The sequence below is a fragment of the Pseudofrankia sp. EUN1h genome, from assembly GCF_001854645.1.
Taxonomy (GTDB): domain Bacteria; phylum Actinomycetota; class Actinomycetes; order Frankiales; family Frankiaceae; genus Pseudofrankia; species Pseudofrankia saprophytica.
Genome location: NZ_MBLN01000042.1, coordinates 248,824 through 272,351, shown reverse-complemented (window position 1 = coordinate 272,351; position 23,528 = coordinate 248,824). Strand labels below are relative to the sequence as shown.

Sequence of the window (23,528 nt, the reverse complement as noted above, 5' to 3'; positions counted from 1 at the left end):
TTCCACTCATCTTCTTGTCTTCTTGCGTCAGATCTGGATCTGGACGACGTCGTCCTGAACACGGGTGGGGAAGACCATCAGATCCTGGTTGAATCCGTCTGAGGACGAGGGCCGGACACAGGCGCCAGAACGCACGTCATACCTGCTGGCGTGTGTGGGGCAGATGATGAAACAGCCCTCGTCCAGTGCGCGCCCACCCAGCTTGCTGCCCTGGTGGGGGCAAAGGTTCTGGAAGGCGTAGAACTCGCCGTCCACGTTGGCGACCGCCACCGGGAAGCCATCCACGTCGACAGTCGTCGTCTCGCCCGGCTCGATGAAGTCCACCGGCAGGGCGTCATAGAACTCGGCCACTAAAGAATCTCCGGCACCAATCGCCCTAAGAGCCAAAGGGCATGCTAAAACGATCTTCTTTCGCATGCCCGTCGGCCATTTCCTCTGGGATCACTAGTAGCTGCGGGCGCGGACGACGTCGAGCTTCTGGCCACGAGGTCGGGTGGCGATGAAGACGTGGACGTCGGCCACGCTTTCGACGGTCATTCCGCCGTGCTTTCCGATCACCCGGTTGACCGTTCCCTCCGCCTGGAGACGCGGCCACACCAGATGGGTGTGCTCCCCGCTGTCCTCCCAGTCGGTCGAACCGCCGCCCTCGCCGAGCGCCACGCCCTGGATGAGGGTCGTGACCCGGATCTCCTCCTTCTCGAACTCCAGGCCCAGGGCCTGGCCGAGCGCCTCCAGACCCGCTTTGGTCGCCTTGTAGATGGACTCGTACGGGAACACTTCGAGGGTCACCTCGGACGAGGTGTTGATGATGTCGCCGCCGCCCGCGGCCCGCAGCAGGGGAATCGCCGCCCGGCACGTGTAGACCGGGCCCAGCAGGTTGGTGCGCGCCACCCGGCCGATGTCGTCGTCGGTGAGCGCCTCGAACGGGCACGGGCGGTGCAGGCCGGCGTTGTTGATGAGGACGTCGAGCTTCCCGAACTGCGCCTCGATGGCCTCGAACGCGGCGCGCACGCTGTCCGGGTCGCCAACATCGGTCGTCACGCCGACGGCGCGCGGCCCTAACTCCTCCTCCAGCGCCTTCAGCCGGTCCGCCCCCCGTGCCAACAGGACGACGGAGGCGCCCTCGGCCGCGAACCGCCTGGCGATCGCCAGGCCGGACCCGCTGGTCGCGCCGGTTACCGCCACCACCTTGCCGGCGAGCTGTCCCTCGCCGCCGCCAGTCGCGCTCATGGGACGAGCACTCCGATCCCGGCCGCCTCGTTGCGCCGCCGCCATTCGTTCTTGGACATCCGGGTGGTGTCGACGTGCGCGTTATGCGCCCGCGCCCGCAGCGCGCCGACCGTGGCCTCTTCGCGCGGAATCGCGGTGAAGGGGTCGAAACCGAAGAACCGGCAGGCGTTCTGCCAGGTGATCTTGTGGGTCTCCTCCTCGGTCACCGCCGCGTCGACCAGCTCGCTCCAGAGGATCTCCGGCGACTCGGGCCAGGTCGTGTCCGTGTGCGGGTAGTCGGACTCCCACGCGATGATGTCGATGCCGATCTCGTGCCGGTTCTTCAGCCCGATCGGGTCGGTGATGAAGCAGCCCAGGACGTGCTCAYGGAAGATCTCCGACGGCAGCCGGCCGCCGAAGTCGTTCCGCAGCCACAGCTGGTTCTTCACGTGCCGGTCGGCCCGCTCGAGGTAGAACGGGATCCAGCCGATCCCGGCCTCGGAGAAGGCGATCTTGAGGGTCGGGTACTTCAGGAGCACCCCGCCGAAGATCAGGTCCTGCGCGACCAGGGTCATGATCTGCGTGGACAGGATGATCGAGTGGTCCGCCGGGGCCTCCTTCGGCAGCTTGAGCAGGCCCATGCCGCCGCCGATGTGCAGGCAGAGCACCGTTCCGGTCTCGACGACGGCGTTCAGCAGCGGGTCCCAGTGACCGGACAGGAGGCTCGGGTATCCCTGCGCGTGCGGGGCCTCCAGGAAGCTGACCGCCGGGCAGCCCTTCGCCGCGAGCCGGCGGACCTCCGCCGCCGCGAGCTCGGGGTCCCACATCGGCAGCATCCCGATCGGGATGAACCGGCCGGGAGCACCGGCGCACCACTCGTCGATGTGCCAGTCGTTGTAGGCCTGGAGCATGATCAGAGAGAGCTGCTTGTCCGGCGCCTCGGCGAACGTCCTGGCGTTGTAGCCGGCCATGCTGGGGAAGCACATCGACGCGAGCACGCCGTTGGCGTTCATGTCGTCGATCCGGGCGTTCAGGTCGAAGCACCCGGGCCGCAGCTCGGTGTAGGTGCCGGGGTCACGGCCCCACTCCTCGGCCGGCCAGCCGACCGTGGCGGCCATGCCGAACGGCGTCGACGTCGCCGCGCCCTGGAAGACCCACTGGTCGATCCCGTCGGCGTTGCGGATGACCTTCGGTGCCTGGTCCCGGTACTTGGCTGGAACGTGCCTTTCATACATGTCGGGCGGCTCGATCGAATGATCATCGATACTGACCAGGATCATGTCTTCTTTGTGCATCGGCACGCGACCTTCCGTGCTCCACAGTCGGCACTGTCGGTATTTAAACTCAGTTTAACTACGATTCGGGCCGCCCGCCAGTGGCGGGCGGCCCGAATCCGCTGGTCAGGCGTCGACGTCCTGCCCCAGGTAGGCACGTTCGACCTGGTGGAGGTTCTGCCTCGCCTCGTCGGCCGAGCCCGACCAGACCACGCTCCCGCGCTGCAGGATGTATGCCCGGTCGGCGACGGCCAGCGCCTGCCGGGCGTGCTGCTCGACGAGCAGCACGCCCGCGCCCCGTTCCGCCGCCGCCCGCAGGGCCTGCATGAGCCTGGCGACGGGCTTGGGGGCCAGCCCCAGGGAGAGCTCGTCGGCGAGCAGGACCGCGGGCTCGGCCGCCAGCGCCCTGGCCGTCAGGAGCATCCGCTGCTCGCCCCCTGACAGCAGGCCGGCCCGCCGGCGCAACAGCGGCCTGAGCTCGGGAAACAGCTCCAGGGCCTGCTCCACGGGCCCCTGGCCGATGCGCAGGTTGTCGTGCACCGAGAGCCGGGAGATGACCGAGCGCTCCTCCGGGATCACGCCCAGGCCGTCGCGCACCCGGCGGTGCAGCGACGCCTTCGTCGGGTTGCCCCGCCAGTGGACCTCCCCGCCGAGGCCGGGAAGCGCCCCGGCAAGGGTCAACAGCGTCGTCGTCTTGCCGGCGCCGTTCGGTCCGAGCACGACGACGATCTCGCCCGGATACACGTCGAGGCTGACGTCCCGCACGCACGGGATCCGCCGGTAGCCGGCGAACAGGCCCCGTGCCCGCAGCACCGCCGTGGACTCATCGGGCATCGCTGACCACCTCCTGCGGGCGCTCGTCCTGGACGCGCGCCTCCCCGACGGGCTCCTGCGCGCGCTCGCCCTCCGGCTCCGCCGCGCGCTCCTCGCCGAGATAGGCGGCGACCACCCGCGGGTCGACGCGGATCTCGGCCGGTGTCCCGGTCGCGATGACCTTGCCGAAGTCCATGACCACGAGGCGGTCGCACACCCGGTTGAGCATCGGGACGTCGTGCTCGACGAGCAGCACGCCGATGCCCCACTCGTCGACCAGCCGCAGCAGCAGGTCGGACAGCTCCTGGGTCTCCGTCTCGTGCAGCCCGGCGGCCGGCTCGTCGAGCAGCAGGATCGACGGCTCGGTCGCGATGGCCCGGGCGATCGCGACCTGCCGGCGGCGGCCGTAGGGCAGCTCGGAGGGCACCCGGCGCAGATCCTTCGCCAGCTCGAACATCTCGATCGCCGACCGGGCGGCCGGCGTCAGCTCGGTGTGCCGCGGCCGCACCAGGTCGGTCAGGTAAGCGGCCGAGTCGCGCGGGTCGGAGGCGGTACGCAGGTTCTCCAGCACCGTCAGCTGGTCGAACAGCTCGAGCGACTGGAAGGTCCGCCCGACACCCAGGCGAGCACGGCGGCGGGCGTTCAGGCCGTCGATCCGGACACCGTCCACCAGGATCTTCCCGTCCTGGATGCGGTTGAAGCCGGTGACCGCGTCGATGAAGGTCGTCTTGCCGGCGCCGTTCGGCCCCATCAGGCCGACGATCTCGCCCGGACGCACCTGGATGGACACGCCGTCGAGCGCCTGCACCCCGCCGAAACGGACCGAGACGTCCTCCACCTCCAGCACCCGCGGCGTGACCCGGCGCGGCACGGCGGGGGTGGCCTTCGCCATGGCCTTCCGCAGCGCCACGCGCGCCGCGTCGGTCGCGTCGTCCGCTGCCGCCGGCTTCGGGCCGTCGGCGGTCGGGTCGGCCCCGTTCGGGTCGGCCCCGTCCGCGTCGGTCGTGACGCCGGCTCCGTCCGCGGCACCGGCGTCGTCGGGCGACGTGGCGCGCCGGAAGGGAAGGCGCCCCCACGGCAGCTTCCAGGTGACGACCCAGGCCGCCAGGCCGTTGGGGTACTGGATCAGGGTCGGCACCAGCAGCACCGCGAGGCCGAGCGTCACGTACTGGTTGGCCGAGCCGCTCGTGATCAGCTCGCCGAAGATCTTGGGGGTGACGCCGCCAGCGATGCTGAGGCCGGCGGCGACGCCGCCGACCAGGAACCCGACGCCGCTGATCACGGTATTGATGATCACGGCGATCGAGTTGAAGACGTTGAACTGGCTGAAGTCGACATAGGTCGTCTGGAAGGCCAGCAGGACGCCGCCCAGCCCCGCGATCGCCGCCGAGAGGGCGAACGCGTAGAGCTTGGCGCCGTACACGCTGATCCCCAGCGAGGCGGCCGCCCGTTCGTTCCCCCGGACCGCCACCAGCCGTCTTCCCGAACGCCCCCGCCTGATGTTCCCGGCCACCAGCCCGGCCAGCACCAGCGCGACGAGGCAGGTGATGGCGTAGCGCTTGGGGTGGTTGACCGCGTCGATGTCCCAGCCGAACAGCGTCGGCGGATCGACGACCGTACCCTCGAGGCCCCCGGTGAGYGGGACGCTCTGGAAGAGGATGCTCTGGAACGAGTAGGCCAGGCCGAAGGTCGCGATCGCGAGGTGGATCCCGCGGGTCCGCAGCGCCGGCAGCCCGATGAGGATCCCGACGGGCACGGCCGCGGCGACACCGATGACCAGTGCCAGCAGGAACGGCAGGCCGGCCACCGCGGCCAGCCGGGAGGCGACGTAGCCGCCCCAGCCGGCGAACGCATACTGCGCCAGGGACAGCTGGCCGGCGTAGCCGGTCACGACCACGAGCGACACGCAGATGATCGCCCCGATGGTCGTGGCGGTCAGCGCGTCGTTCCAGGTCGTGGGCGTGACCAGGATCAGCACCGCCATCGCCACGACGGCCACCACCAGCCAGCGCGGCCGCGGGCGCCCGGTGCCGATCTCTGGGAGCAGCTCGTTCACGTGGCTGCGCAGCGGCAGGCTCTGGCCCCGGGCGACGAGCACCAGGATGACGAACAGGAACGGGACGGCGTCGCTCCAGCCCGAGGCGTGCACGTAGTTGGTGATCTCGGACTGGGAGATGCCGATGACCAGCGACGCGAGGAGGGCGCCGGCGAAGGAGTCGAACCGGGCCATCATGGCGGTGGCCAGGGCCGGGATGATCAGCAGGACGAGGGTGTTGATGTCCAGCCCGGCGATCGGCGCGATGAGAATGCCCGCGAGGCCCGCGAGCATGGCGCCGAGGGTCCAGTTGATCACAGCGATCACGTCGGGTGAGTGGCCCATGAGCTGCGCGCCGCGCTCGTTCTCGGCCACCGCCGAGGTGATGGCGCCGAACCTGCTGTACCGGTAGACCAGCCAGAGGGTCGCCGACACCACGATGGCGATACCGAGCAGGACGAAGCGGTCCAGCCCCACCGCCGCTCCGCCCACGGGGCTGACGCTCCTGGTCGGCAGGAACGACGGCACGATGCGGATCGAGGTCCCGAACACTATTCGGCCGAGCTGTTGCAGCACGACCATCACGCCGAKGGTCGCGATCACCCTGGTCAGCGGCGGGGCATGCCGCAGCGGGCGCATGACCAGAAKGTGCATGAGCGTGCCGACGGCGCCGGAGATGAGTAGTGCCAGCACGACCGACGGCGCGACTGGCAGACCGGCACTGACGTGCAGGTCGTAGTAGGCGAGGGCGCCCACGGYGGCGAACGCGCCGTGGGCGAAGTTGAGGACGCCGGACCCTCGGTAGATGAGGACCAGGCCCTGACCGGCCAGGGCGTAGATGGCTCCCAGCCCCAGGCCGAGGAAAAGAAAACGGATCACTGGACCACCCCCTGCCCGCGGGTCGTCACCGACCCGCGGGCATCGCGGCTTTCGGGCATCGTGATCGTTACGGCTTCGGCGTGAAGACGGGCACGTAACCGTCGGACGTCTGCACGAGCTTGCCGTCCTTCACGACACCTTCGATGATCTGGTGGTTGAAGAGGCGGCCGAGCCCGGGGAAGTCGAAGTCCTTCGTCGTGGTGTRGCCCTCCGGCAGAAGGCCGAACACGTTGAAGTTCGTGAGCTTGCCGAAGGCATCGAGCACCGAGGCCCGGGTGACGTCGCCCTTGATGGTGCGCGCGACCTGCGCGAAGGCCCAGGTACCCATCCAGGCGTTGAGGCTGACCTGGTCGATGTCCGCCTTCGGCTGGTACTTGGCCATCTCGTCCCTGAAGCGCTTGATGCCCGGCATGTCACTGGTCACCAGCGGGAGGCCCGCCGCGACGAGCAGACCGTTGGCCTTGGTACCGAGCGACTTCAGGGTGTCCTCGGTGAGCGACCCCGCGCTRGCGGACAGCTTCTGGGTGAAGTTCCCGCTCTTGGCCACGTTCAGCCACGCGGCGACGTGGGTCGGCATCATGGCCATCGCCACGCCGTCACCCTTGGCCCCGGCGGTCACGACCGGCGTCAGGTCGGTGGCGGTCACCTCGACCGGGATACCGCCCATGAGCTTGAGGCCGCGGCCCTGCTGCAGCGTGATCGTGTTGAATCCCACCGCGGCGGCCGCCGCGGCGACGTTCGTGTAGGCGACCTGGATGTTCTTCGCACCGTTGTCGGCCAGGACGGTCCCCAGGCCTGCGCCGTCCGAGCCCGCGAGCGGGAAGGAGTTCGGCGAGGAGAGAGTCGACTGGGAGCTCGGCTGTGAGGCGATGTTCGGCACCTTCGCCGCGTTCAGAATCGTGTTGGTCTGCTCGGGGAAGGCCTGGTAGTCGCCGACCTCCGCGATCACGTCCTTGTCCGCGACCAGGTTGCGGGCGCAGGTCGTCGCGGCCGTCGGGCTCTCGGTGCCCTTGGCGTCACACACCTTCACCTTGAGCGGGTGCCCGTTGATGCCCCCCGACGCGTTCACCGCCGCGGCGGCTGCCTGCGCGGCCTGGTAGGCCTCGGTGCCGGGCGTGACGCTGGTGAGGGTCGTGATCACTTCGATGGTGATGGGTGACCCGGTGAGCCCGCCGCTCGCCGAGTCCGCACCCTTGGAGTCGTCGCCGCCACCGCCACAGGCCGCGACCAGGGCCGCTAACAGGCCGGCAGCAGCGGTCACCGAAATCAACTTGTTGTTCTTCACGCCGGGACTTCCCTTCCAAGTACGACTTGCTTCGAGATGGCGCTAGAGACTGCTTCGACGGTCGTTTGAGCTCGACGCGATGACCCGCGGGGTTTCGGCGGCTCCACGCGAGTAGGGCTCGCTCGGAGCCCGRATGGCCCTAGATCGTCTTCTTGGCCGCCGGACGGCGGGGCTTGGCCATGGCCCGCGGTCGCGCCGGCCACACGCCAACTCCTCCCGGGCGCGGACCCCCAGCCCCCGAGCCGGGTTTGTACTGAGTACAAGATCTGAGGGGTAATGTTTAGCAGGTGGCGGGAGGTCACACAAGACCTCGCCGTCAAACTCCCGCCCCGCCAGGACGCCTGGACGCCGGCGCGGGCCACCGCCAGGGCCGGCGGGAGCCGTCACCAAAGGTGCTCGCACGATCACCCAGTGACCGCACCGCCAGCACATCCCCGCCACCGGGACACCCTCGCGCCAGACGAGTCACCCACCCCGCGACGTCGCCGACAGGCACCATGCGCTCGCCATGCACTCACCACGGGCTCGGGGGCGACCACACGCGGAAGTCGGCCGGCTACGAACCCATCCCCCACGGGACCCAGCCCTTGCGTTCTTGTACTCAGCCTAACTACGTTGTCCAGAGACGAGCCGTTCGCCGACCCACACAGCGTCCGGCCGGCTTCCACGCCGTTCGCAGGAAGGACCGGGGATCAGTGCAGCAGCCGATGGCAGGCGTCAAGATGATCGAGGTCGCCCAGTTCACGTTCACCCCGGCGGCCGGCGGAGTCCTCGCCGAGTGGGGCGCYGACGTGATCAAGGTGGAGCATGCCGAGCGGGGTGACGCGCAGCGCGGGATGGTGAACCACCMGAAGGACGGCACGTTCCACCCGATCATGGAGCATCCCAACCGCGGCAAGCGCAGCATCGGCCTCGACCTGGAGAACCCCGCCGGATACGCCGTCCTGCTCGAGCTGGTCAAGGACGCGGATATCTTCCTCACCAACTTCCTCCCGGACGCGCGCCGGCGGCTCGGTATCGAGCTCGAGGACATCCGCAAGGCCAATCCGGACATCATCTATGTGCGCGGGAGCGCGYACGGCCAGCGCGGGCCGTGGGCGGAGAAGGGCGGGTACGACGGCTCCTCGTTCTGGTGCCGCATGGGCAGTGCCTGGGGTGTGACGCCGCCGGACAGCCCGCGGGTCCTCACCATGCCGGGCGGCGCCTATGGCGATTCCATGGGCGGGATGACGATCGCCGGCGGTATCGCGGCCGCGCTCTACGGCCGGGCGGCGACCGGGGAGCCGTCCGTGATCGATGTTTCGCTGATGAGCGTCGGGGCGTGGGCGTTCGCGCTCGATCTCAGCAACGCGGCGCTGACCCGCGGCGAGAAGACGCCGATATCCATCAACGAGATGATGGCGAACGCCCCGTTGAACCCCACCGTCGGTCATTTCCGGACCTCGGACGGGCGCTGGATCAACTTCACCATGATCCAGCCGTTCCGTTACTTCGCCGACGTCTGCCGCCACCTCGGCCTGGACGAGCTCATCGACGACGAACGCTTCAACACGGCCCAGAAGCTCATGGCCAACGCGACCGCGGCCGGCCAGTACATCACCGAGGCCATCGCCCAGAAGCCGTTCGCCTACTGGAGCAGTCACCTGCAGACCATGGAAGGTCCGTGGGCTCCGGTGCAGGGCCCGCTCGACATCCTGGACGACCCCCAGATGGAGGCCAACGGCTACATCCGGCCGGTCCTGGACAGCGAGGGCAAGGAGCGCCGGCTGATCGCCAACCCGGTCCAGTTCGACTCCCAGCCACCCGAGACCAGCCGCGGGCCGCTGTTCGCGGAGCACACCGACGACCTGCTGCGCGAGCTCGGCCACTCCGAGGACGAGATCCTCGAGCTCAAGATCGCCGGTGCCGCCACCTGACGCGACCTGGCGCCGCTTCGACCAGGGCTGACCCGGCCGTACCACCCGCGTCATGAGCTTGATCGGCAGATCTGTACCCGGATCCGAACCAGCGAGGGCTCGGAACTCGGATTTGGGTACAGTCCTGGCGATCTTCGTCATGCGAGGCGGCGGGCGTCGCCGTGAACGGCGCTCGACGGCGAGGAACCGAAGAACCGAGTCTGCCCGCCGAGACCTGCTGCGCTGACATCTACTGCCCTGAGAGAGGCATACACGTGAGCTTCACGATCGATCTCGGCGAGCGCACGGCTCTCGTCACCGGCGGCGGGCAGGGCGTGGGGCGGGCGGTCTGCCTGTCCCTCGCGGCGGCGGGCGCCAGGGTGCTCGTCAACGACTTCGTGCCCGACCGGGCGGACGGGGTCGTCAAGGAGATCGAGGCCGCCGGCGGCTCCGCGCTGGCCCGCCCCTTCGACGTCTCGGACTACGCGGCCGTGACCGCGGCGATAGGCGCCGACACGGTGGACATCCTGGTCAACAACGCCGGAAACGCCGGACCCGGCGGCTGGGACGTGAAGGACCCGGCCGCAGGCTCCAAGGGGGTCTCGGTCAGCGTCGGGGCGTTCGCGACCACCGAGCCGGCCGACTGGGACCGCTACTTCGCCGTGAACCTGTACGGGGTGCTGAACTGCACCCGCGTGGCGCTGCCCAACATGCTCGCCGCCGGCGAGGGCCGGGTCATCACGATCGTCTCCGACGCCGGGCGCGTCGGCGAGGCGAACATGGCCCCCTACTCGGCCGCCAAGGCGGGCGCCGCGGGGTTCATGCGGGCGCTGGCCCGCGAGGTCGGCGGTCAGGGGATCACGGTCAACAGCGTGGCGCTCTCCACCGTGGACACTCTCGGGCTCGAGGAGATGGCCAGCACGTCGGCCGAGATGGCCGACCGCCTGCGCCGCCAGCTCAAGCGGTACATGGTTCCCCGGCTGGGACGGCCCGACGACGTGGCCGGCCTCGTCACGTTCCTCGCGAGCCCGCTCGCGTCCTGGATCACCGGCCAGACCTACCCGGTGAACGGCGGTTACTCCGTCTCCGCGTGAGGGTCTTCGTATCGGCGTGAGGGCCGCCGTCTCGGCGTGAGGGCCTCCGTTCTGGCTTCGATACCCAGCGGTTTCGCGCCGCTAGGCGATCTTCCGTTGGTCTGGAGGGCGCGGCCGATCCGGCCCGCGACTAGTCTTTCGTCATGATTGGCGTGGGAATCAGCGGGTTGTCGAAGTTGCTCGGCGGGATGCWCGTCGCCGGAGCCGTGCTCGCCGGCTGCTCCAGCGACACGAGCGAGCCCACCGGGTCGCCCTCGGCGCCCTCGTCGCCCTCACCCGCCCCATCCCGGTCGCCGGTGGCATCGCCGGCCTCATCTTCGGCGTCATCGCCGGCGGCGCCTCCGTCAGCGTCGGTGTCCCACTCGCCCCTGCCGCGGGACGCGCACCCACCGCTCGCCGGCTTCGGCGAGGTTCACGACCTCGGCACGGTGGCGAGCGTCGACGGCACCGTGCTCCGGCTCGACCCGAAGGCCTACGTCCACTGCGCTCCGCAGGCCGGAGACGACACCGGGACCTGCCTGGACGGTTACCGGATCGACGACGTCGGGACCCAGACCCGCGAGTACGTGCTGGCGCCGACGGTCCGGGTCACGTACTCGGTGGGACCCGAGGAGTACGAGACCGGCGACCTCACGGACCTGCGGAAACTGATCGCGTCCGCTCCGGACAAACTGATGATGCTTCAGCTCGACGCGGCGGGGCTTGTGACCGCCGTCGGCCAGCCCTGGCTTCCCTAGCCCGGACCCGGACCGCCCCGCCAGCTCCAAACGATCACAGAAGTCGGACTGAGTCAACGATCGTGGACCGGCGGCAGTCCCTTGTTCTAGAGTTCACGATCATGGCGAGTTCGAGGGCCTTCCGATTCGCGGTGCAGGCGACCAGGGCGCGTTCCGGCGGTGAGTGGCGAACGCTCGCCCGCCGGGTCGAGGACCTGGGGTTCTCCACGATCTTCCTGGCGGACCACTATCTGGGTCGTGGGCCGGCGAGCAGCGAGGCCCGCCAACCGCCGCAGCATCTCGCGCCGATCACCGCGATGGCCGTCGCCGCGGCCGTGACCGAGACGCTGCGGATCGGCTGCCGGGTCTTCTGCGTCGACTACCACGTGCCGGCCGTGCTGGCGAAGGAGGCGGCCACCCTCGACCTGCTGTCGGACGGGCGGCTGGAGTTCGGCATCGGCGCCGGGTGGAGCGCGCCCGAGTACCGGGCGATGGGACTGGAGTTCGCGCCGGGGCCGCGGCGGATCACCAAGCTCGAGGAGGTGATCGCGCTGTTCAAGGAGCACTGTGCGGGCGAGGAGCTGGACCGGCACGGCGAGTTCGTCGAGGTGAGCGGCTACGCCGGACTGCCCCTGCCCRTGCAGCGGCCGCACCCGCCGATCATGATCGGCGGCGGGAAGAAGCGGGTGCTGACGCTCGCCGKCCGGCAGGCCGACATCGCGAGCATCGCGAACGTGCCGTTCACACCCGTGAACGACGACGGGCTGACCCCGCACCAGGAGGCGGAACGCCGGATCGGCTACGTGCGGGACGCGGCCGGCGAGCGGTTCGCCACGCTCGACGTCGAGGGCTCCCCGTTCTTCACCCGGGTGACCGACGACCCGGAGGGCGCGCTCGCGCCGGTCGCCGAGGCGATGGGCATGCCGCCCTCCGAGCTGCGCAACCACCCCAACGTCCTGGCCGGCACCGCCGACGAGATCATCGACCTGCTGGAGCTGCGGCGGGAGGCCTTCGGGGTCAACTACGTGAGCGTCCAGCAGTCCGACGCGGAGGCGTTCGCGCCGATCGTCGCCCGGCTGGCCGGGAAGTAGGTCCCTGGAGGGCCAAGGGCGTGCGAAAATGATCTTCTTCGCACGCCCGGCCGGGGTTCCCGCCGGATCGCGAAGCCGGGGTTCCTGCCGGATCGCCGAAGGCGATCTGGCAGGTCTGCTGGCAGGTCCGATTGTCCCCAGGATCACTCAGCGGGCCGTGTAGCCGCCGTCCACCGGGAGCAGCACGCCGGTTATGAACGACGACTCGTCGCTCGCCAGGAAGAGCGCGGCGGCCGCCAGTTCCTCCGGCATGCCCCACCGCTTCATCGGCTGCGGCGGGATCAGGTCGGCCGGCGGGGTCGAGCCGGGCTCCCCGCCGGCGAGGCCCGTCCAGACCATGYCGGGGCAGATCGCGTTCACCCGCACCCCCTTGGTGGCGTAGTCGAGCGCGGCCGACCTGRTGAGCTGCACGACCCCGCCCTTGGCCGCCGCGTAGACCGCCTGGTTCTTCATCCCCACCAGGCCGGTGACGGACGCCGTGTTGACCACCGAGCCGCCGCCGGTGCGCAGCATGGCCTCGATGCCGTGCCGCATGCCGAGGAAGACGCCCTTGAGGTTGACCCCTACGACGTCGTCGAAGATCTCCTCGTCGAACTCGGCCAGCGGGCGGCGCGGGCCGCCGAAGCCGGCGTTGTTGAACAGCACGTCGAGGCCGCCGAATTCGCGCTCGGCGGTTTCGATCATTCGTACGACGTCATCGTTCCGTGATACGTCGACATGAACCGCGACCGCTCCGTCACCGATCTCAGCAACGACGTCCTTCTCTTTTCCACTGATGTCCGCGCATACCACGCGAGCACCTTCACGTGCAAAGAGGAGGGCTGTCGCGTGCCCTATTCCTGAACCGGCGCCGGTGACCACGGCGACCTTTCCGGCAAGCCGACCCGTCTTTTCTTCGCTCATGTGAGGAAGTATAGTACGACGGTATATCCGAGGTCGATTTCGAGGAGACCATATGGCGACGGTCGAGTTCGCGCTGAGCCCCGACACGATGTGGGACGTCGACACTGACGCGATGGCCGACGCGACCCAGGCGGCCGGCTTCTCGGCGCTCGGGCTCGTGGTCGGCCGGGCGGACGAGACCGCCGCGGCCGCGTTCGACAAGGTCGGGCTGCGCTGCCACGAGCTGATGGTGCTGCTGTACACCGGGCGAGACGACGTCGTGCTCCGACACGCGGCCCGGCTCGCCACCTCGGCGGCGGCCGTACGGGCCGAGTGGGTCGTGGCGACGTTCCTCGCGCCGCTCGGCGGGCAGACGCTGGACCTTCTCAAGCGGAGCGCGGACATCTTCGCCGAGGTGGGAGCGCGGCTGGCGGTGGAGTTCAGCCCGGGTGGCGGGGTGACGTCGATCGACGAGGCGCTCGAGGTGGTCGAGGCCGCGGGCCCGGAGCGGGCCGGCGTGCTGATCGACAGCTGGCACTTCTTCCGCGGCGGCGCTCCCTGGGAGCAGCTCGAGCAGGTCCCCCTCGACCGCGTCGCGTACGTGCAGCTCGCCGACGCGGTGCCGCCGATCTCCGACGACGCGATGAGCGAGACCGGGAACCGGCGGGCGCTTCCGGGTCAGGGCGAGCTGGACCTGGCCCGGTTCGTCGGGACGCTGCGCGACCGCGGCTACGACGGGCTCGTCAGCGTGGAGGTGCTGAACGAGGAACTGCGCCGCCGCCCGCTGGAGCTGCCGCAGGCGGCCATGGCGGCGACGGCGCCCTACTGGCGCTGACGGCGGGCCGCTCACGCCGAGCCGATCCGGAACCGGCGGACCTTGCCGACGCTGGTGCGCGGCAGCTCGTCGATCAGATGCCACTCGCGCGGGCGGGCCGCCGGCGGGAGGTTGCCGGTGGCCCAGGCCGCCACCTCGTTCAGGTCGGGCGGGGCGCCCGCGTCCCGCGGCACGAGGTAGGCGACGGGAACGACGTCGCGGGTCGGGTCCGGCCTGGCCACCACCGCGGCCTCCAGGACGCCCGGCGCCTGCGCCAGGACCGACTCCACCTCGGTGAGGCTGACGTTCTCGCCGGAAACCTTGATCACGTCGTCGAGCCGGCCGACGAAGCGCAGCCGCCCGTCGGCGTCGGCCGCCACCAGGTCCCCGGTCGTGAACCAGCTCGTCCCATCCGGAAGGTCGGTGAACGACCGGCTGTTCGTCGCCGGGTCGTCCAGGTAGCCCGCGAAGAGGTCCACGCCGCGCACCCCACGTACCCGCAGCATGCCGGGCGCCCCCGTGGCGGCGGGACCGCCGTCCACCGGGTCGACCACCGCGATCTCGCGGTCGCCGAGCGGCTCGCCGATCACGTCGTGCCGCAGCGGGACGCTGGTGTCGCCGGTGACCGCGGCGATGGTCTCGGTCATCCCGTACAGCTGGCGGGGCCGGCACCCGACGATCGCGGCGAACCGCTCGTAGTGCTGCTCCCCGAGGCTCTGCGCGAACCACACGTGCCGCAGCCGCAGCGGCGGGAGCTCGGTCGGGCAGCGGGCGAGGATCATCSGGATCGGCGCCGCGAACAGGCTCGCGTGCGTCACGCCGAGCTCGTCCGCCTGCCGCAACCAGCGGGACGCGGAGAACGCGTGGGTGAGCGCGACGGCGGCGCCGGTCGCGATCGCCGGGGCGAAGCAGTAGTACTGCGCGTTCGCGTGGAAGAGCGGCAGCGTGACGAGCCAGCGGTCCTCGGGGCGCAGGCCCACGGCCGCGGCCATGGCCGTGCCGACCGTGCGGTAGTTCTCCTGCGTCAGCACGACGCCCTTCGGCTCGGACGTGGTGCCCGACGTGAACATCACCGCGAGCCGGTCGGACGGGCCGATGCCGGCCGCGGCGGCGGCGACGGGCTCGCCGCCGGAGAGCGGGCCCCCCGGTGCCACGTCGGCGGCCGTCTCGGCGAGCTCGACCACCACGGGAACCGCGCCGGCGGCGCCCGCGTGGTAGGCGTCCGCGCGGGCGGCGGCGCACAGGGCGACGGCCGGCCGGATCCGGCGGACCTGGGAGGCGATGTCGCGCGCCGTCGACGCCGGGTCGGCGGGCACGATCCAGGCGCCCAGCCGGGCGGCGGCGAGCCAGGCGGCGACGAAGGCCGGGCAGTTGGCGAGCGCGAGGTGCACGCACGAGCCGGGCCCGACCCCGGCGGCCCGCAGCGTCCCGGCGGTCTCGGCCACGACCTCGTCGAACTCCTCGTACGAGTACGCGTTGATCGCGTGGTCGTCGCGAAAGAGCAGGAAGAGCCGGTCGCCGTGGCCGGCCACGGCCGCGGACCACAGCTCGTGGAACGTCGCGGAAGGCACGGGCGTCATTCCGCGTAGGACGGGTCGAGCCGTTCGATCTTCCGCAGCAGCGCGGGCCACTCGCGGTCGTGCGAGCCGGCGAGGTCGCGCAGCCACTGGCGGACGGTCAACGCGACGACCTCCGGCGGCGGGATGGTGAGCGGCTGCCCGCTGGACAGCGCCAGAAGCTGCGCCCGCGCGGCCTTCTCCAGGTAGAAGGTCTCCGTGATGGCGTGCCCGACGCTGCGGCCGACCGTGATCGTCCCGTGGTTGCGCAGGATCAGGCCGGCGTGGTCGCCGAGGTCGCTGACCAGGCGCTCCCGCTCTCCCGAGGCGAGCGCGATGCCCTCGTAGTCGTGGTAGCCGAGCCGGTCGTGGAAGCGCATCGCGTGCTGGGTCAGTGGAAGCAGCCCGTCGGCCAGCGTCGAGAGCGCCATGCCGGCCTCGGTGTGCAGATGCACCACGGCGTGCGCGTCCTCGCGGGCGGCGTGGATCGCGCCGTGGATGACGAAGCCCGCCGCGTTCGGCCGGAACGGGCTCTCGCCGATGACCGTGCCGTCCAGGTCGATCTTCACCAGGCTGGACGCGGTGATCTCGTCGAAGCCAAGGCCGAGCGGGTTGACCAGGAAGTGGCCGCCAAGGCCGGGTACCCGCGCCGAGATGTGGGTGTAGATCAGGTCGTCCCAGCCGAAGAGCGCGCACAGACGGTACGCGGCGGCCAGATCGCGCCGGACCTGCCGTTCCTCGGCCGACATCGGCCCGGCCTCGGCGACCCGCGTGACGGGCAGCTCGAACGACGCGTACTCGGTGACCGATGCCATGACTGCCCACCGTCCGGCTAGGCTGAACTGAACGTTCAGTTCAATGTGTCAACCGGGCAGGTGCCGTGTCAACCGGCCAGCGCGGCATCAACCGGGCAGCGCGGCGTCAACCGGGCAGCTCAGCGCCAACAGAAAGGAGCGCCAGCCATGGCGGCACGAGCCGAGTCGGCGATCCTCGACGCGGCGTACGCGCTGCTGGTCGAACGCGGGCTCGAGGCCACGACGGTCGAGGCGATCGCCGCGCGGGCGGGCGTGAGCAAGGTGACCATCTACAAGTGGTGGCCCAACCGCGCGGYGGTGATCATGTCGGCGTTCCTGCGCGAGTCCGCGGACCTGCTGCCCTACCCCGAGCACTTCCAGCTACAGCAGGTCGAGGACCGGCTGCTGATGATGACCGCGGCGTTCCGGGGCGCGACCGGGACCGCGATGGCGGCGCTGATCGCCGCCGGCCGGTCCGACCCGCAGCTCGCCGAGGCGTTCCGCGACGGCTACATCAACGCGCGGCGGCGCCAGGGCATCGCGATCGTGCGGGCGGCCATCGCGGCCGGGGAGATTCGGCCCGCCGATCCCGACGTGGTGCTCGACCTGGTGTACGCGCCGCTCTACTTCCGACTGATGGTCGGGCACAAGCCGCTGGACGAGGACGACGTGCGCGAGCACGTCCGGTTGGTGCTCGCGGCGCTGCGCCCCGCCTAAAGGGCCAAAGAGTATGCGAAAATGATCTTCCTTCGCATACTCGGCGGCCGCCCTCCCCAGGGTCACTAGAGGGCCGACATGAGGCCCCCGTTCCCGCTGACGTCGGGGCGTCCGCGGGACCGAGGGCCTCTCGTGGTCAGACCGAGTCAGATCGTGGTCTCGGACATCAGGAAGTCGATGACCGGCTTGCCTGGCGCCCACGAGCCGCCCATCGAGGCCTTCACGTGGCCGTAGTCGACCAGGAGGCTCTCGCCGCTGATGCCGAAGGCGGCGTCGCTGTTCAGGAAGGCCATCACGTTGGCCATCTGCTCGGGCTGCAGCTGCTCCGTCCCGGTCGCCTCGCGGTACTGCTGGTCGAAGCCACCCCAGCCGTTCGCCCGGGCGAGCGGGGTGTCGGTCGGGCCGGGGCAGATCGCGTTGATCCGGATGTGCTTGCTGGCGAACGGGTAGGCCTGCCGGGCCACGTAGGCGTTCACGGCCTGCTTGCTGAACATGTAGGTGTCGGTCTTCTCGTGGGCCTGCACCCAGGCCTCGGCGTCCTCGTAGGAGGTCGTCGCCAGGAAGTCCACGAGCCGGTCCAGGTGGTTCTGCCAGCCGAGACCGGCCACCGACGAGATGAAGCAGATCGCCGAGCCGGCGCCGAGCCGACCGTCCTCGATCAGCTTCTCGATCAGGTGGCGGTGCGAGATGAAGTTGACCCGCATCGTCCCGTCGCCGCCGCCGATGCCGGCGGCGGCGAACACCGCGTGCACCGGTCCGGCCACCTGGTCGAGCGCGGCGTCGATGCTCTCCCGCTCCATCAGGTTGACCTCGATCGCCTTCGCGACGGAGTAGTCGACGGGCGCGCGGTCCAACACCGTGACCTCTGCCCCGAGGGCCGCGACCGCCCGCGCGGCCGCGGCGCCCATGCCGGTCGCGCCGCCGATTACCAGGACATGCTTCCCGTCGTAACGGAAGGGCTGTGTGTCACCCATCACTCTCCAACCTCCCGGCTCGCCAGTCCGCTCTGGTCCGCGCTAGAACTGCTCAACACGGTAAATTATACTGAGTTCAAACTTTGGGTGCCAGGCTGGCGCATCGCGGCGCAAGACCGTCCGAAGGGAACAGGCATGGATCCTGATCTCAGCCCCGATCAGCGGCTCCTGCGGGAGACCACTGAGCGGTTCATCGAGGCGAACCTGCCGCTGGACAAGCTCCGTGAGCTGATCGACGCGGGCGGCCAGGTCGGCCCGTCCTACTGGCGCGACGGCGCCGAGCTCGGCTGGTTCGCCTTCCTCGCCCCGGAGTCACTGGGCGGCGGGAGCGTGTCCGGCGACGGCGTGCTCGACGCCGTCATCCTCGCGGAGCTGCGCGGCCGGTACCTGCAGCCAGGCACCTTCATCGACACCAACCTCGCCGTGGCCACCCTCGCGCGCGAGGGCTCGGAGGAGCAGCGGGCGAAGGTCGTGCCGACGCTGATCTCCGGCGAGGCGGCCGTGGCCTGGGCCGTGGCGGACCCGGCCGGCGACTGGTCCGGTTCCGCCGGGGTCGACTGCGAGCCCACCCGCGGCGGGTACCGCCTCACCGGCCGCAAGGGGCTCGTGGTCGAGGCGCAGTCGGCGCAGTGGCTGCTCGTGACGGCGGCGGCGCCCGACGGGCCCACGCAGTTCCTCCTGCCCACGGCCACGCCGGGCGTGACCGTGGAGGTGCTGACCGGCCTCGACCTCAGCCGCCGGCTCTGCGAGGTCCACTTCGACGACGTCGAGGTCGACGGCTCCGCGCTGGTGGGCACCCTCGGTGGGGCGGCGGCCGCCGTCGACGCGCAGCTGCTGCTCGCCGGCGTGCTCGCCACCGCGGAGACGGTGGGCGCCATGCAGCACCTGTTCGACCTCACCGTGCAGTACTGCAAGGACCGCGTCGCCTTCGGCCGGCCCATCGGCTCCTTCCAGGCGGTCAAGCACCAGCTGGCCGACACCAGCCTGGCGCTGGAGATGAGCCACGCCGTGGCCAGCGGCGCGGCGCGCGAGGCCCAGCAGGATGGTCGCGGCGCGGCGCACGCCGCGAGCATGGCGAAGGCGTTCGTGGGTGACGCGGCGGTCGAGCTGGCGCACAAGTGCTGGCAGCTTTTCGGCGGCATCGCCTACACGTGGGAGCACGACTTCCACCTGTATCTCCGTCGGCTGACGACCGACGCGTCGCTGTACGGGTCGCCGGCCTGGCACCGGGAGCGGATCTGCCAGCTGGCCGGTCTCTGAGACGTCGAGATGGCCTCCGGGCACGCAAAGAAGATCATTTTCGCGCGCCCTTTGGCCCTGTGACTCCGGAAACGAGGAAATCCATGACCGACACACCGGAGATCGAGGAGTACCGCGAGCGGGCCAGGCAGTGGCTCGCCGCGAACCTCGAGCCGCGCCACCCGGGCCAGGGCGCGCACGGGCGCGGCGGCACCCAGCAGAACGACGAGGGCTTCCAGGCGGAACGAGCCCTGCACTTCCAGGCGGAACGAGCCCTGCAGAAGAAGCTCTACGAGGCCGGCTACGCGGGCATCAACTGGCCCAGCGAACACGGCGGCCAGGGTCTCTCCGACCGGCACGCCCGCGCTTTCGCTGAGGAGGCCGCCCGGTACCGGATGCCCGATCTCGGCCACGCGGGCGGCACGACGTACGGCCCGTGCGGGCAGACCATCGTCCGGCACGGCTCACCGGAGTTCCTGGCCCGGCACGTCCCGCGGATGYTCGCCGGCGACGAGCTGTTCGTCCAGCTGTTCTCCGAGCCGAGCGCCGGCTCCGACATGGCCGGCATCACGACCCGTGCGGTGCGCGACGGTGACAGGTGGTTGATCACCGGTTCGAAGATCTGGACCAGCGGCGCCCACCAGGCCGACTACGGGATGTGCCTCGCCCGGACCGACTGGGACGCCCCCAAGCACCGCGGCCTCACCTGGTTCGCGGTACCCCTGCGGGCCAAGGGGGTGACCATCCGCCCCATTCGCGAGATCACCGGCGACGCCGAGTTCTGCGAGGAGTTCCTCGACGAGGTCGAGGTCGGCGACGACGCCGTGATCGGCGAGGTCAACCAGGGCTGGACCGTGGCACAGACGCTGCTGCTCGTCGAGCGGGGCGCCGGGCGCGACGACCCGGTGAACCTGCCGACGACCCAGGCCGCCGATGTCGACCCGTTCCTGCTGGACGTGATCCGCGCCGCCGGCCGCGCCCAGGATCCGGTAGCCCGGCAGGCGCTCGCCCGGATCCACACCGCCGACTGGGCCAAGGGACAGCTCGGCCAGCGGATCACCGGCTTGCTGCGGTCGAGCGAGAAGCCCGCGGCCGGCGTCGCCTCTTACTGGAAGCTGGCGGCCGGCGTGTACAACCCGGAGCGGGCGCGCCTGGTCCTGGAGATCGGGCAGGGGCTAGGGCTTGCCTGGAAGGACGGGGACGAGGAGGGGCAGCACGCCGCCCTGGACTACCTGAACAGCCGGGTGTGGTCGATCGCCGGCGGCTCCAACGAGATGCAGCGCAACGCGATCAGTGAGCAGGTCCTCGGCATGCCCCGGGAGCCGAGCTTCGACCGGGGCAAACCGTTCCGTGAGGTCGTCAACAGCGCCCGCGAGTGGTTCAGGAGCTGATCGGGTAACGGGGCCTGGGTGAATCTCGTGGTCATTCCGCCCCGGCCCCGGGCGGAATGACCACGGAAGAATTTCGCGGCCGAGCCCGCCAGCCGGCGAAAAGTGGCGTGGCGGCGTCCTGCGCCACCTCGGCCGGCTCTGCCGTGCGCAAAGTCGCCCGACGACGCGGCGGCATTGCCACGCAAAGTGCGGGCCACGACACCTTGAGGTGGGGTGGCGCGCGAGGCGCCGGCATAGTTAAACTCAGTTCAAATACGCAGTGTCCATGAACTCCCAGGAGGGCCCGTTGGCCGACACGCCCCAGCTCGGATCACGCGGTATCTACGTGGCGGATGTCGAGCAGAGCCTCCCGTACGGCATTTTCGATGCCGACCATCACCYCTACGCGCCGGACGACGCCGTGACGCGCTATCTGTCCGCCGACATGRTCGAGCGGGCCTGGCTGCCCGGCGAGCCACGCATGCTCACCGAGGAGGAGCACGACGAGGACGAGGAGGTCGACCACGAGCGGCGGACGCTCGGGGTCCACTCCGCGCCGGAGGGCGGCTTCGGCGGCGTCGACCTCTCCCAGGTCTCCGGGATGGCCGGCAACATCCCGATCCCGGGCGCGATGCTCAACAAGCTCAACCCCATGAAGGACCTCGACCAGCTCAGCCGTGAGCAGCTCGTCGAGCGGTACAACGCGATGCGGCCGGCCTTCGAGAGGAAGGACCCCCGTCTGTCGCTCATGGACCTTCAGAACGTCGAGGTCGCGGTCCTGCACACGGTCGGCACCGGCTGGGAGAGCGCCTTCGGGCGCGGTGACATCGAGGCCGGCTACGCCGTGAACCGGGCGTACAACGACTGGCTCTGGGAGGACTGGGGCTACGCGCACGAGGGCCGCATCCTGGTCCCCGTGCCGATCCCGCTCCTCGACGTCGACCTGGCGGTCGCCGAGCTCAAGCGGTCGCTCGAGCGCGGCGCGAAGTTCGTCGACCTGCAGCCGGGCCCGGCGTGGAACGGCCGGTCGCCGTTCGACCCCTACTTCGACCCGTTCTGGAACCTGGTCAACGAGTCGAACACGCGGGTCGCCGTCCACCTCGGTGGGACCTACGCGCGCCACGGCGGCGAGTGGGGCGAGAAGCCGGACGCCCGCTACGTGGAGTTCAACGGGTTCCAGTGGGTGGCCTACTGGGGCGACCGGCCGATCATGGACACCCTCACCGCGATGTTCTACCACGGCATGTTCGGCCGGTTCCCGAACATCAAGGTGCTCATCGCCGAGTTCGGCACCGTCTGGCTGCCCTACCTGCTCCGCAAGCTGGACCACGCCATGCTGCTGGGCCGCAAGCCCAAGTGGGGTTCCCTCCCCGGCCGGCCGTCCTCCGTCTTCAAGGAGCGGTGCGTCATCGCCCCGTTCCCGGAGGAGGACATCAAGCGGGGCATCGAGACCGTCGGGATCGACTCGCTCGTGTTCGGGTCCGACTTCCCGCACTCCGAGGGTGTTCCGGACCCGATGCAGTACGTCTCGCTGCTGAAGGGCCTCGACGACCTCTCCATCCGCAAGATCATGCGCGACAACCTCGTCCGCTTCATGGGTTAGGGACACGGCGTGGGTTGGCGGTTCGGCACGTTCATCGGCTAGAGGTCCAGCACGACCACCGTGCCTCCGCCGCCGCGAAACAGCGGCGGTGGAGGCACGGTCGTTAGGATCTGCCACGTCTTCGGTACTTCAGGAGAAGCGATGTCCGAGAAGAGACTGCCGCTGTCCGGCGTCACGGTGCTGGACCTCACCCGGCTGCCGCCCGGTGGTTTCTGCACCGTGCTGTTGGCCGACCTGGGCGCCGACGTCATTCGGGTGGAATCTCCAAAGGGCCGGCCGTTCGACGGCCCGATCGGGCTGAACCGTGGCAAGCGTTCCGTGGCCGTCGATCTTCGGCACCCCCGTGGGCTCGAGGTACTGCGGCACCTGGCCGCGCACGCCGACGTTCTCGTCGAGAACGAACGGCCCGGCGCCATGGACGAGCGCGGGTTCGGCTACTCCCACGCCTCCAAGGAGCTGCCCGCGCTGGTCTGGTGCTCGATATCCGGATACGGCCAGGACGGGCCTTATGCGGACTGGTCCGGGCACGATCTGTCTTTCGCGGCGCATTCCGGCCTGCTGACCGCGCTGAACCCTGGCCTGCCGTGGCACCCGCAGCTGATCCTGCCCATCCCGGTGGGCGCGCTCATGGCCGTCGTCGGCATCCTCGCCGCCCTGCGCGAGCGGGACCAGACCGGCTCGGGAAGCCAGCTCGACATCAGCCTGTCGGAGTCGGCGACCTGGCTGCTCTCCTCCGCCGACGGAACGTTCGAGGCGGGCGGCCGCGGCGTGCCCATCGGCCCCGACCGTCGGCTCTACGAGTGCGCGGGCGGCAGCTGGGTCGCCGTGACCGCGGCCGAGCCGCGCACCTGGGCGGCGCTCGTCGAAGGACTCGGCCTGCCGGACCTGGTCGGCACGTTGCACCGGTGGGACGACTGGGACGCCGTGACCGAACGGCTCGCCGCCGTCCTGCGGACCCGCCCCGCCGACGACTGGGTCGCCGAGCTGGGGCCGCGCGGCGCCAGCGTCGTCCGCGTCAACCGCGGCCCGGACCTGGCGGCGGACCCGCACGCGGCGGCGCGCGGCACGCTGCGGCAGGTTGGCGACCTGCTCGTTCCCCGCTCCCCCATCCGGATCCGCGACACGGAGGGCACACGGCCGGCCGCCGAGAGCTACCCGCCGCCCCCGGCCGGCGAGCACACCCGGGCCGTCCTCGCGGAGGCCGGGCTGGACGCCGCGCTGATCGACGAGCTCGTCGCGTGCGGCGCCGCCGGCCGCCAGCCCTGACCTTCCCCGGCGCGACCTCGGT

General features: G+C 70.5%; 20 protein-coding genes. 10 read left to right on the top strand and 10 right to left on the bottom strand.

The features are described from left to right. Positions 1 to 27: 27 nt before the first annotated feature. The 6 genes from BCD49_RS10380 to BCD49_RS10355 form a co-directional block, all read right to left on the bottom strand. Positions 28 to 351, bottom strand: coding sequence for a Rieske (2Fe-2S) protein (locus tag BCD49_RS10380; protein ID WP_007509784.1), 324 nt, complete (start codon positions 349 to 351; stop codon positions 28 to 30). 93 nt (positions 352 to 444) lie between these two features. Further along, positions 445 to 1,230, bottom strand: coding sequence for an SDR family oxidoreductase (locus tag BCD49_RS10375; protein WP_007509786.1), 786 nt, complete (start codon positions 1,228 to 1,230; stop codon positions 445 to 447). Beyond that, entirely contained in the window at positions 1,227 to 2,504 is a 1,278-nt protein-coding gene (locus tag BCD49_RS10370; protein WP_071041446.1) for an amidohydrolase family protein, read from the bottom strand. The genes BCD49_RS10375 and BCD49_RS10370 overlap by 4 nt, the downstream gene beginning before the upstream one ends. Before the next feature lie 105 nt (positions 2,505 to 2,609). Then, on the bottom strand, positions 2,610 to 3,317 hold the full coding sequence (locus BCD49_RS10365) for an ABC transporter ATP-binding protein (RefSeq protein ID WP_007509790.1): 708 nt from the start codon (positions 3,315 to 3,317) through the stop codon (positions 2,610 to 2,612). Next, a complete protein-coding gene (locus BCD49_RS10360) occupies positions 3,307 to 6,210 on the bottom strand; it encodes a branched-chain amino acid ABC transporter permease/ATP-binding protein (protein ID WP_071041435.1) in 2,904 nt (967 codons plus the stop codon). Before BCD49_RS10360 ends, BCD49_RS10365 begins: the two co-directional genes overlap by 11 nt. Positions 6,211 to 6,277: 67 nt before the next feature. Continuing rightward, positions 6,278 to 7,471 carry an ABC transporter substrate-binding protein gene (locus BCD49_RS10355; protein ID WP_241832301.1) on the bottom strand — a complete coding sequence of 398 codons (1,194 nt, stop codon included), beginning with the start codon at positions 7,469 to 7,471 and terminating at the stop codon, positions 6,278 to 6,280. Between the two features lie 731 nt (positions 7,472 to 8,202). On the opposite strand from BCD49_RS10355, the gene BCD49_RS10350 reads away from it, so the two are divergent. The 4 genes from BCD49_RS10350 (at position 8,203) to BCD49_RS10335 (ending at position 12,291) form a co-directional block, all read left to right on the top strand. Next, positions 8,203 to 9,411, top strand: a complete 1,209-nt coding sequence (locus tag BCD49_RS10350) for a CaiB/BaiF CoA transferase family protein (RefSeq protein ID WP_442960478.1) — start codon at positions 8,203 to 8,205, stop codon at positions 9,409 to 9,411. A 254-nt stretch (positions 9,412 to 9,665) separates the two neighbouring features. Further along, entirely contained in the window at positions 9,666 to 10,484 is an 819-nt protein-coding gene (locus BCD49_RS10345) for an SDR family NAD(P)-dependent oxidoreductase (protein WP_007509798.1), read from the top strand. A 353-nt stretch (positions 10,485 to 10,837) separates the two neighbouring features. Beyond that, positions 10,838 to 11,221, top strand: coding sequence for a hypothetical protein (locus BCD49_RS44970; protein ID WP_007509802.1), 384 nt, complete (start codon positions 10,838 to 10,840; stop codon positions 11,219 to 11,221). A gap of 101 nt (positions 11,222 to 11,322) precedes the next feature. Further along, complete coding sequence (locus tag BCD49_RS10335; protein WP_071041431.1) at positions 11,323 to 12,291, top strand: TIGR03621 family F420-dependent LLM class oxidoreductase; 969 nt, start codon at positions 11,323 to 11,325, stop codon at positions 12,289 to 12,291. Positions 12,292 to 12,438: 147 nt separating this feature from the next. Here the strand turns inward: BCD49_RS10335 and BCD49_RS10330 are convergent, their stop codons facing one another. After that, entirely contained in the window at positions 12,439 to 13,194 is a 756-nt protein-coding gene (locus tag BCD49_RS10330) for an SDR family NAD(P)-dependent oxidoreductase (protein ID WP_071041430.1), read from the bottom strand. Between the two features lie 52 nt (positions 13,195 to 13,246). Here BCD49_RS10330 and BCD49_RS10325 point away from each other — a divergent pair, with 52 nt between their 5' ends. Next, on the top strand, positions 13,247 to 14,008 hold the full coding sequence (locus tag BCD49_RS10325) for a sugar phosphate isomerase/epimerase family protein (protein WP_007509808.1): 762 nt from the start codon (positions 13,247 to 13,249) through the stop codon (positions 14,006 to 14,008). Positions 14,009 to 14,019: 11 nt separating this feature from the next. On the opposite strand, the gene BCD49_RS10320 is transcribed toward BCD49_RS10325, so the two are convergent. Together BCD49_RS10320 and BCD49_RS10315 are read right to left on the bottom strand one after the other, a co-directional pair. Further along, positions 14,020 to 15,567, bottom strand: a complete 1,548-nt coding sequence (locus BCD49_RS10320) for a class I adenylate-forming enzyme family protein (protein ID WP_071041429.1) — start codon at positions 15,565 to 15,567, stop codon at positions 14,020 to 14,022. Beyond that, positions 15,564 to 16,358, bottom strand: a complete 795-nt coding sequence (locus tag BCD49_RS10315; RefSeq protein ID WP_007509810.1) for a class II aldolase/adducin family protein — start codon at positions 16,356 to 16,358, stop codon at positions 15,564 to 15,566. The genes BCD49_RS10320 and BCD49_RS10315 overlap by 4 nt, the downstream gene beginning before the upstream one ends. 147 nt (positions 16,359 to 16,505) lie before the next feature. Between BCD49_RS10315 and BCD49_RS10310 the strand changes: the two genes are divergently transcribed. Next, positions 16,506 to 17,054, top strand: coding sequence for a TetR/AcrR family transcriptional regulator (locus BCD49_RS10310; RefSeq protein ID WP_071041428.1), 549 nt, complete (start codon positions 16,506 to 16,508; stop codon positions 17,052 to 17,054). 146 nt (positions 17,055 to 17,200) lie between these two features. Here BCD49_RS10310 and BCD49_RS10305 read toward each other — a convergent pair whose 3' ends face one another. Continuing rightward, entirely contained in the window at positions 17,201 to 18,028 is an 828-nt protein-coding gene (locus tag BCD49_RS10305; protein WP_007509812.1) for an SDR family oxidoreductase, read from the bottom strand. Between the two features lie 135 nt (positions 18,029 to 18,163). On the opposite strand from BCD49_RS10305, the gene BCD49_RS10300 reads away from it, so the two are divergent. From BCD49_RS10300 to BCD49_RS10285, 4 genes are all read left to right on the top strand, one after another. After that, positions 18,164 to 19,288 carry an acyl-CoA dehydrogenase family protein gene (locus tag BCD49_RS10300; RefSeq protein WP_007509813.1) on the top strand — a complete coding sequence of 375 codons (1,125 nt, stop codon included), beginning with the start codon at positions 18,164 to 18,166 and terminating at the stop codon, positions 19,286 to 19,288. An 83-nt stretch (positions 19,289 to 19,371) separates the two neighbouring features. Continuing rightward, complete coding sequence (locus tag BCD49_RS10295; RefSeq protein ID WP_071041427.1) at positions 19,372 to 20,658, top strand: acyl-CoA dehydrogenase family protein; 1,287 nt, start codon at positions 19,372 to 19,374, stop codon at positions 20,656 to 20,658. 265 nt (positions 20,659 to 20,923) lie between these two features. Then, the gene (locus BCD49_RS10290) at positions 20,924 to 22,240 is read left to right on the top strand and encodes an amidohydrolase family protein (RefSeq protein ID WP_083401371.1); all 1,317 of its coding nucleotides are present in this window, start codon (positions 20,924 to 20,926) and stop codon (positions 22,238 to 22,240) included. A gap of 141 nt (positions 22,241 to 22,381) precedes the next feature. Beyond that, positions 22,382 to 23,506: a CaiB/BaiF CoA transferase family protein gene (locus BCD49_RS10285; protein WP_007509816.1), complete on the top strand. Its 1,125-nt coding sequence runs from the start codon at positions 22,382 to 22,384 to the stop codon at positions 23,504 to 23,506. Positions 23,507 to 23,528 lie beyond the last annotated feature (22 nt).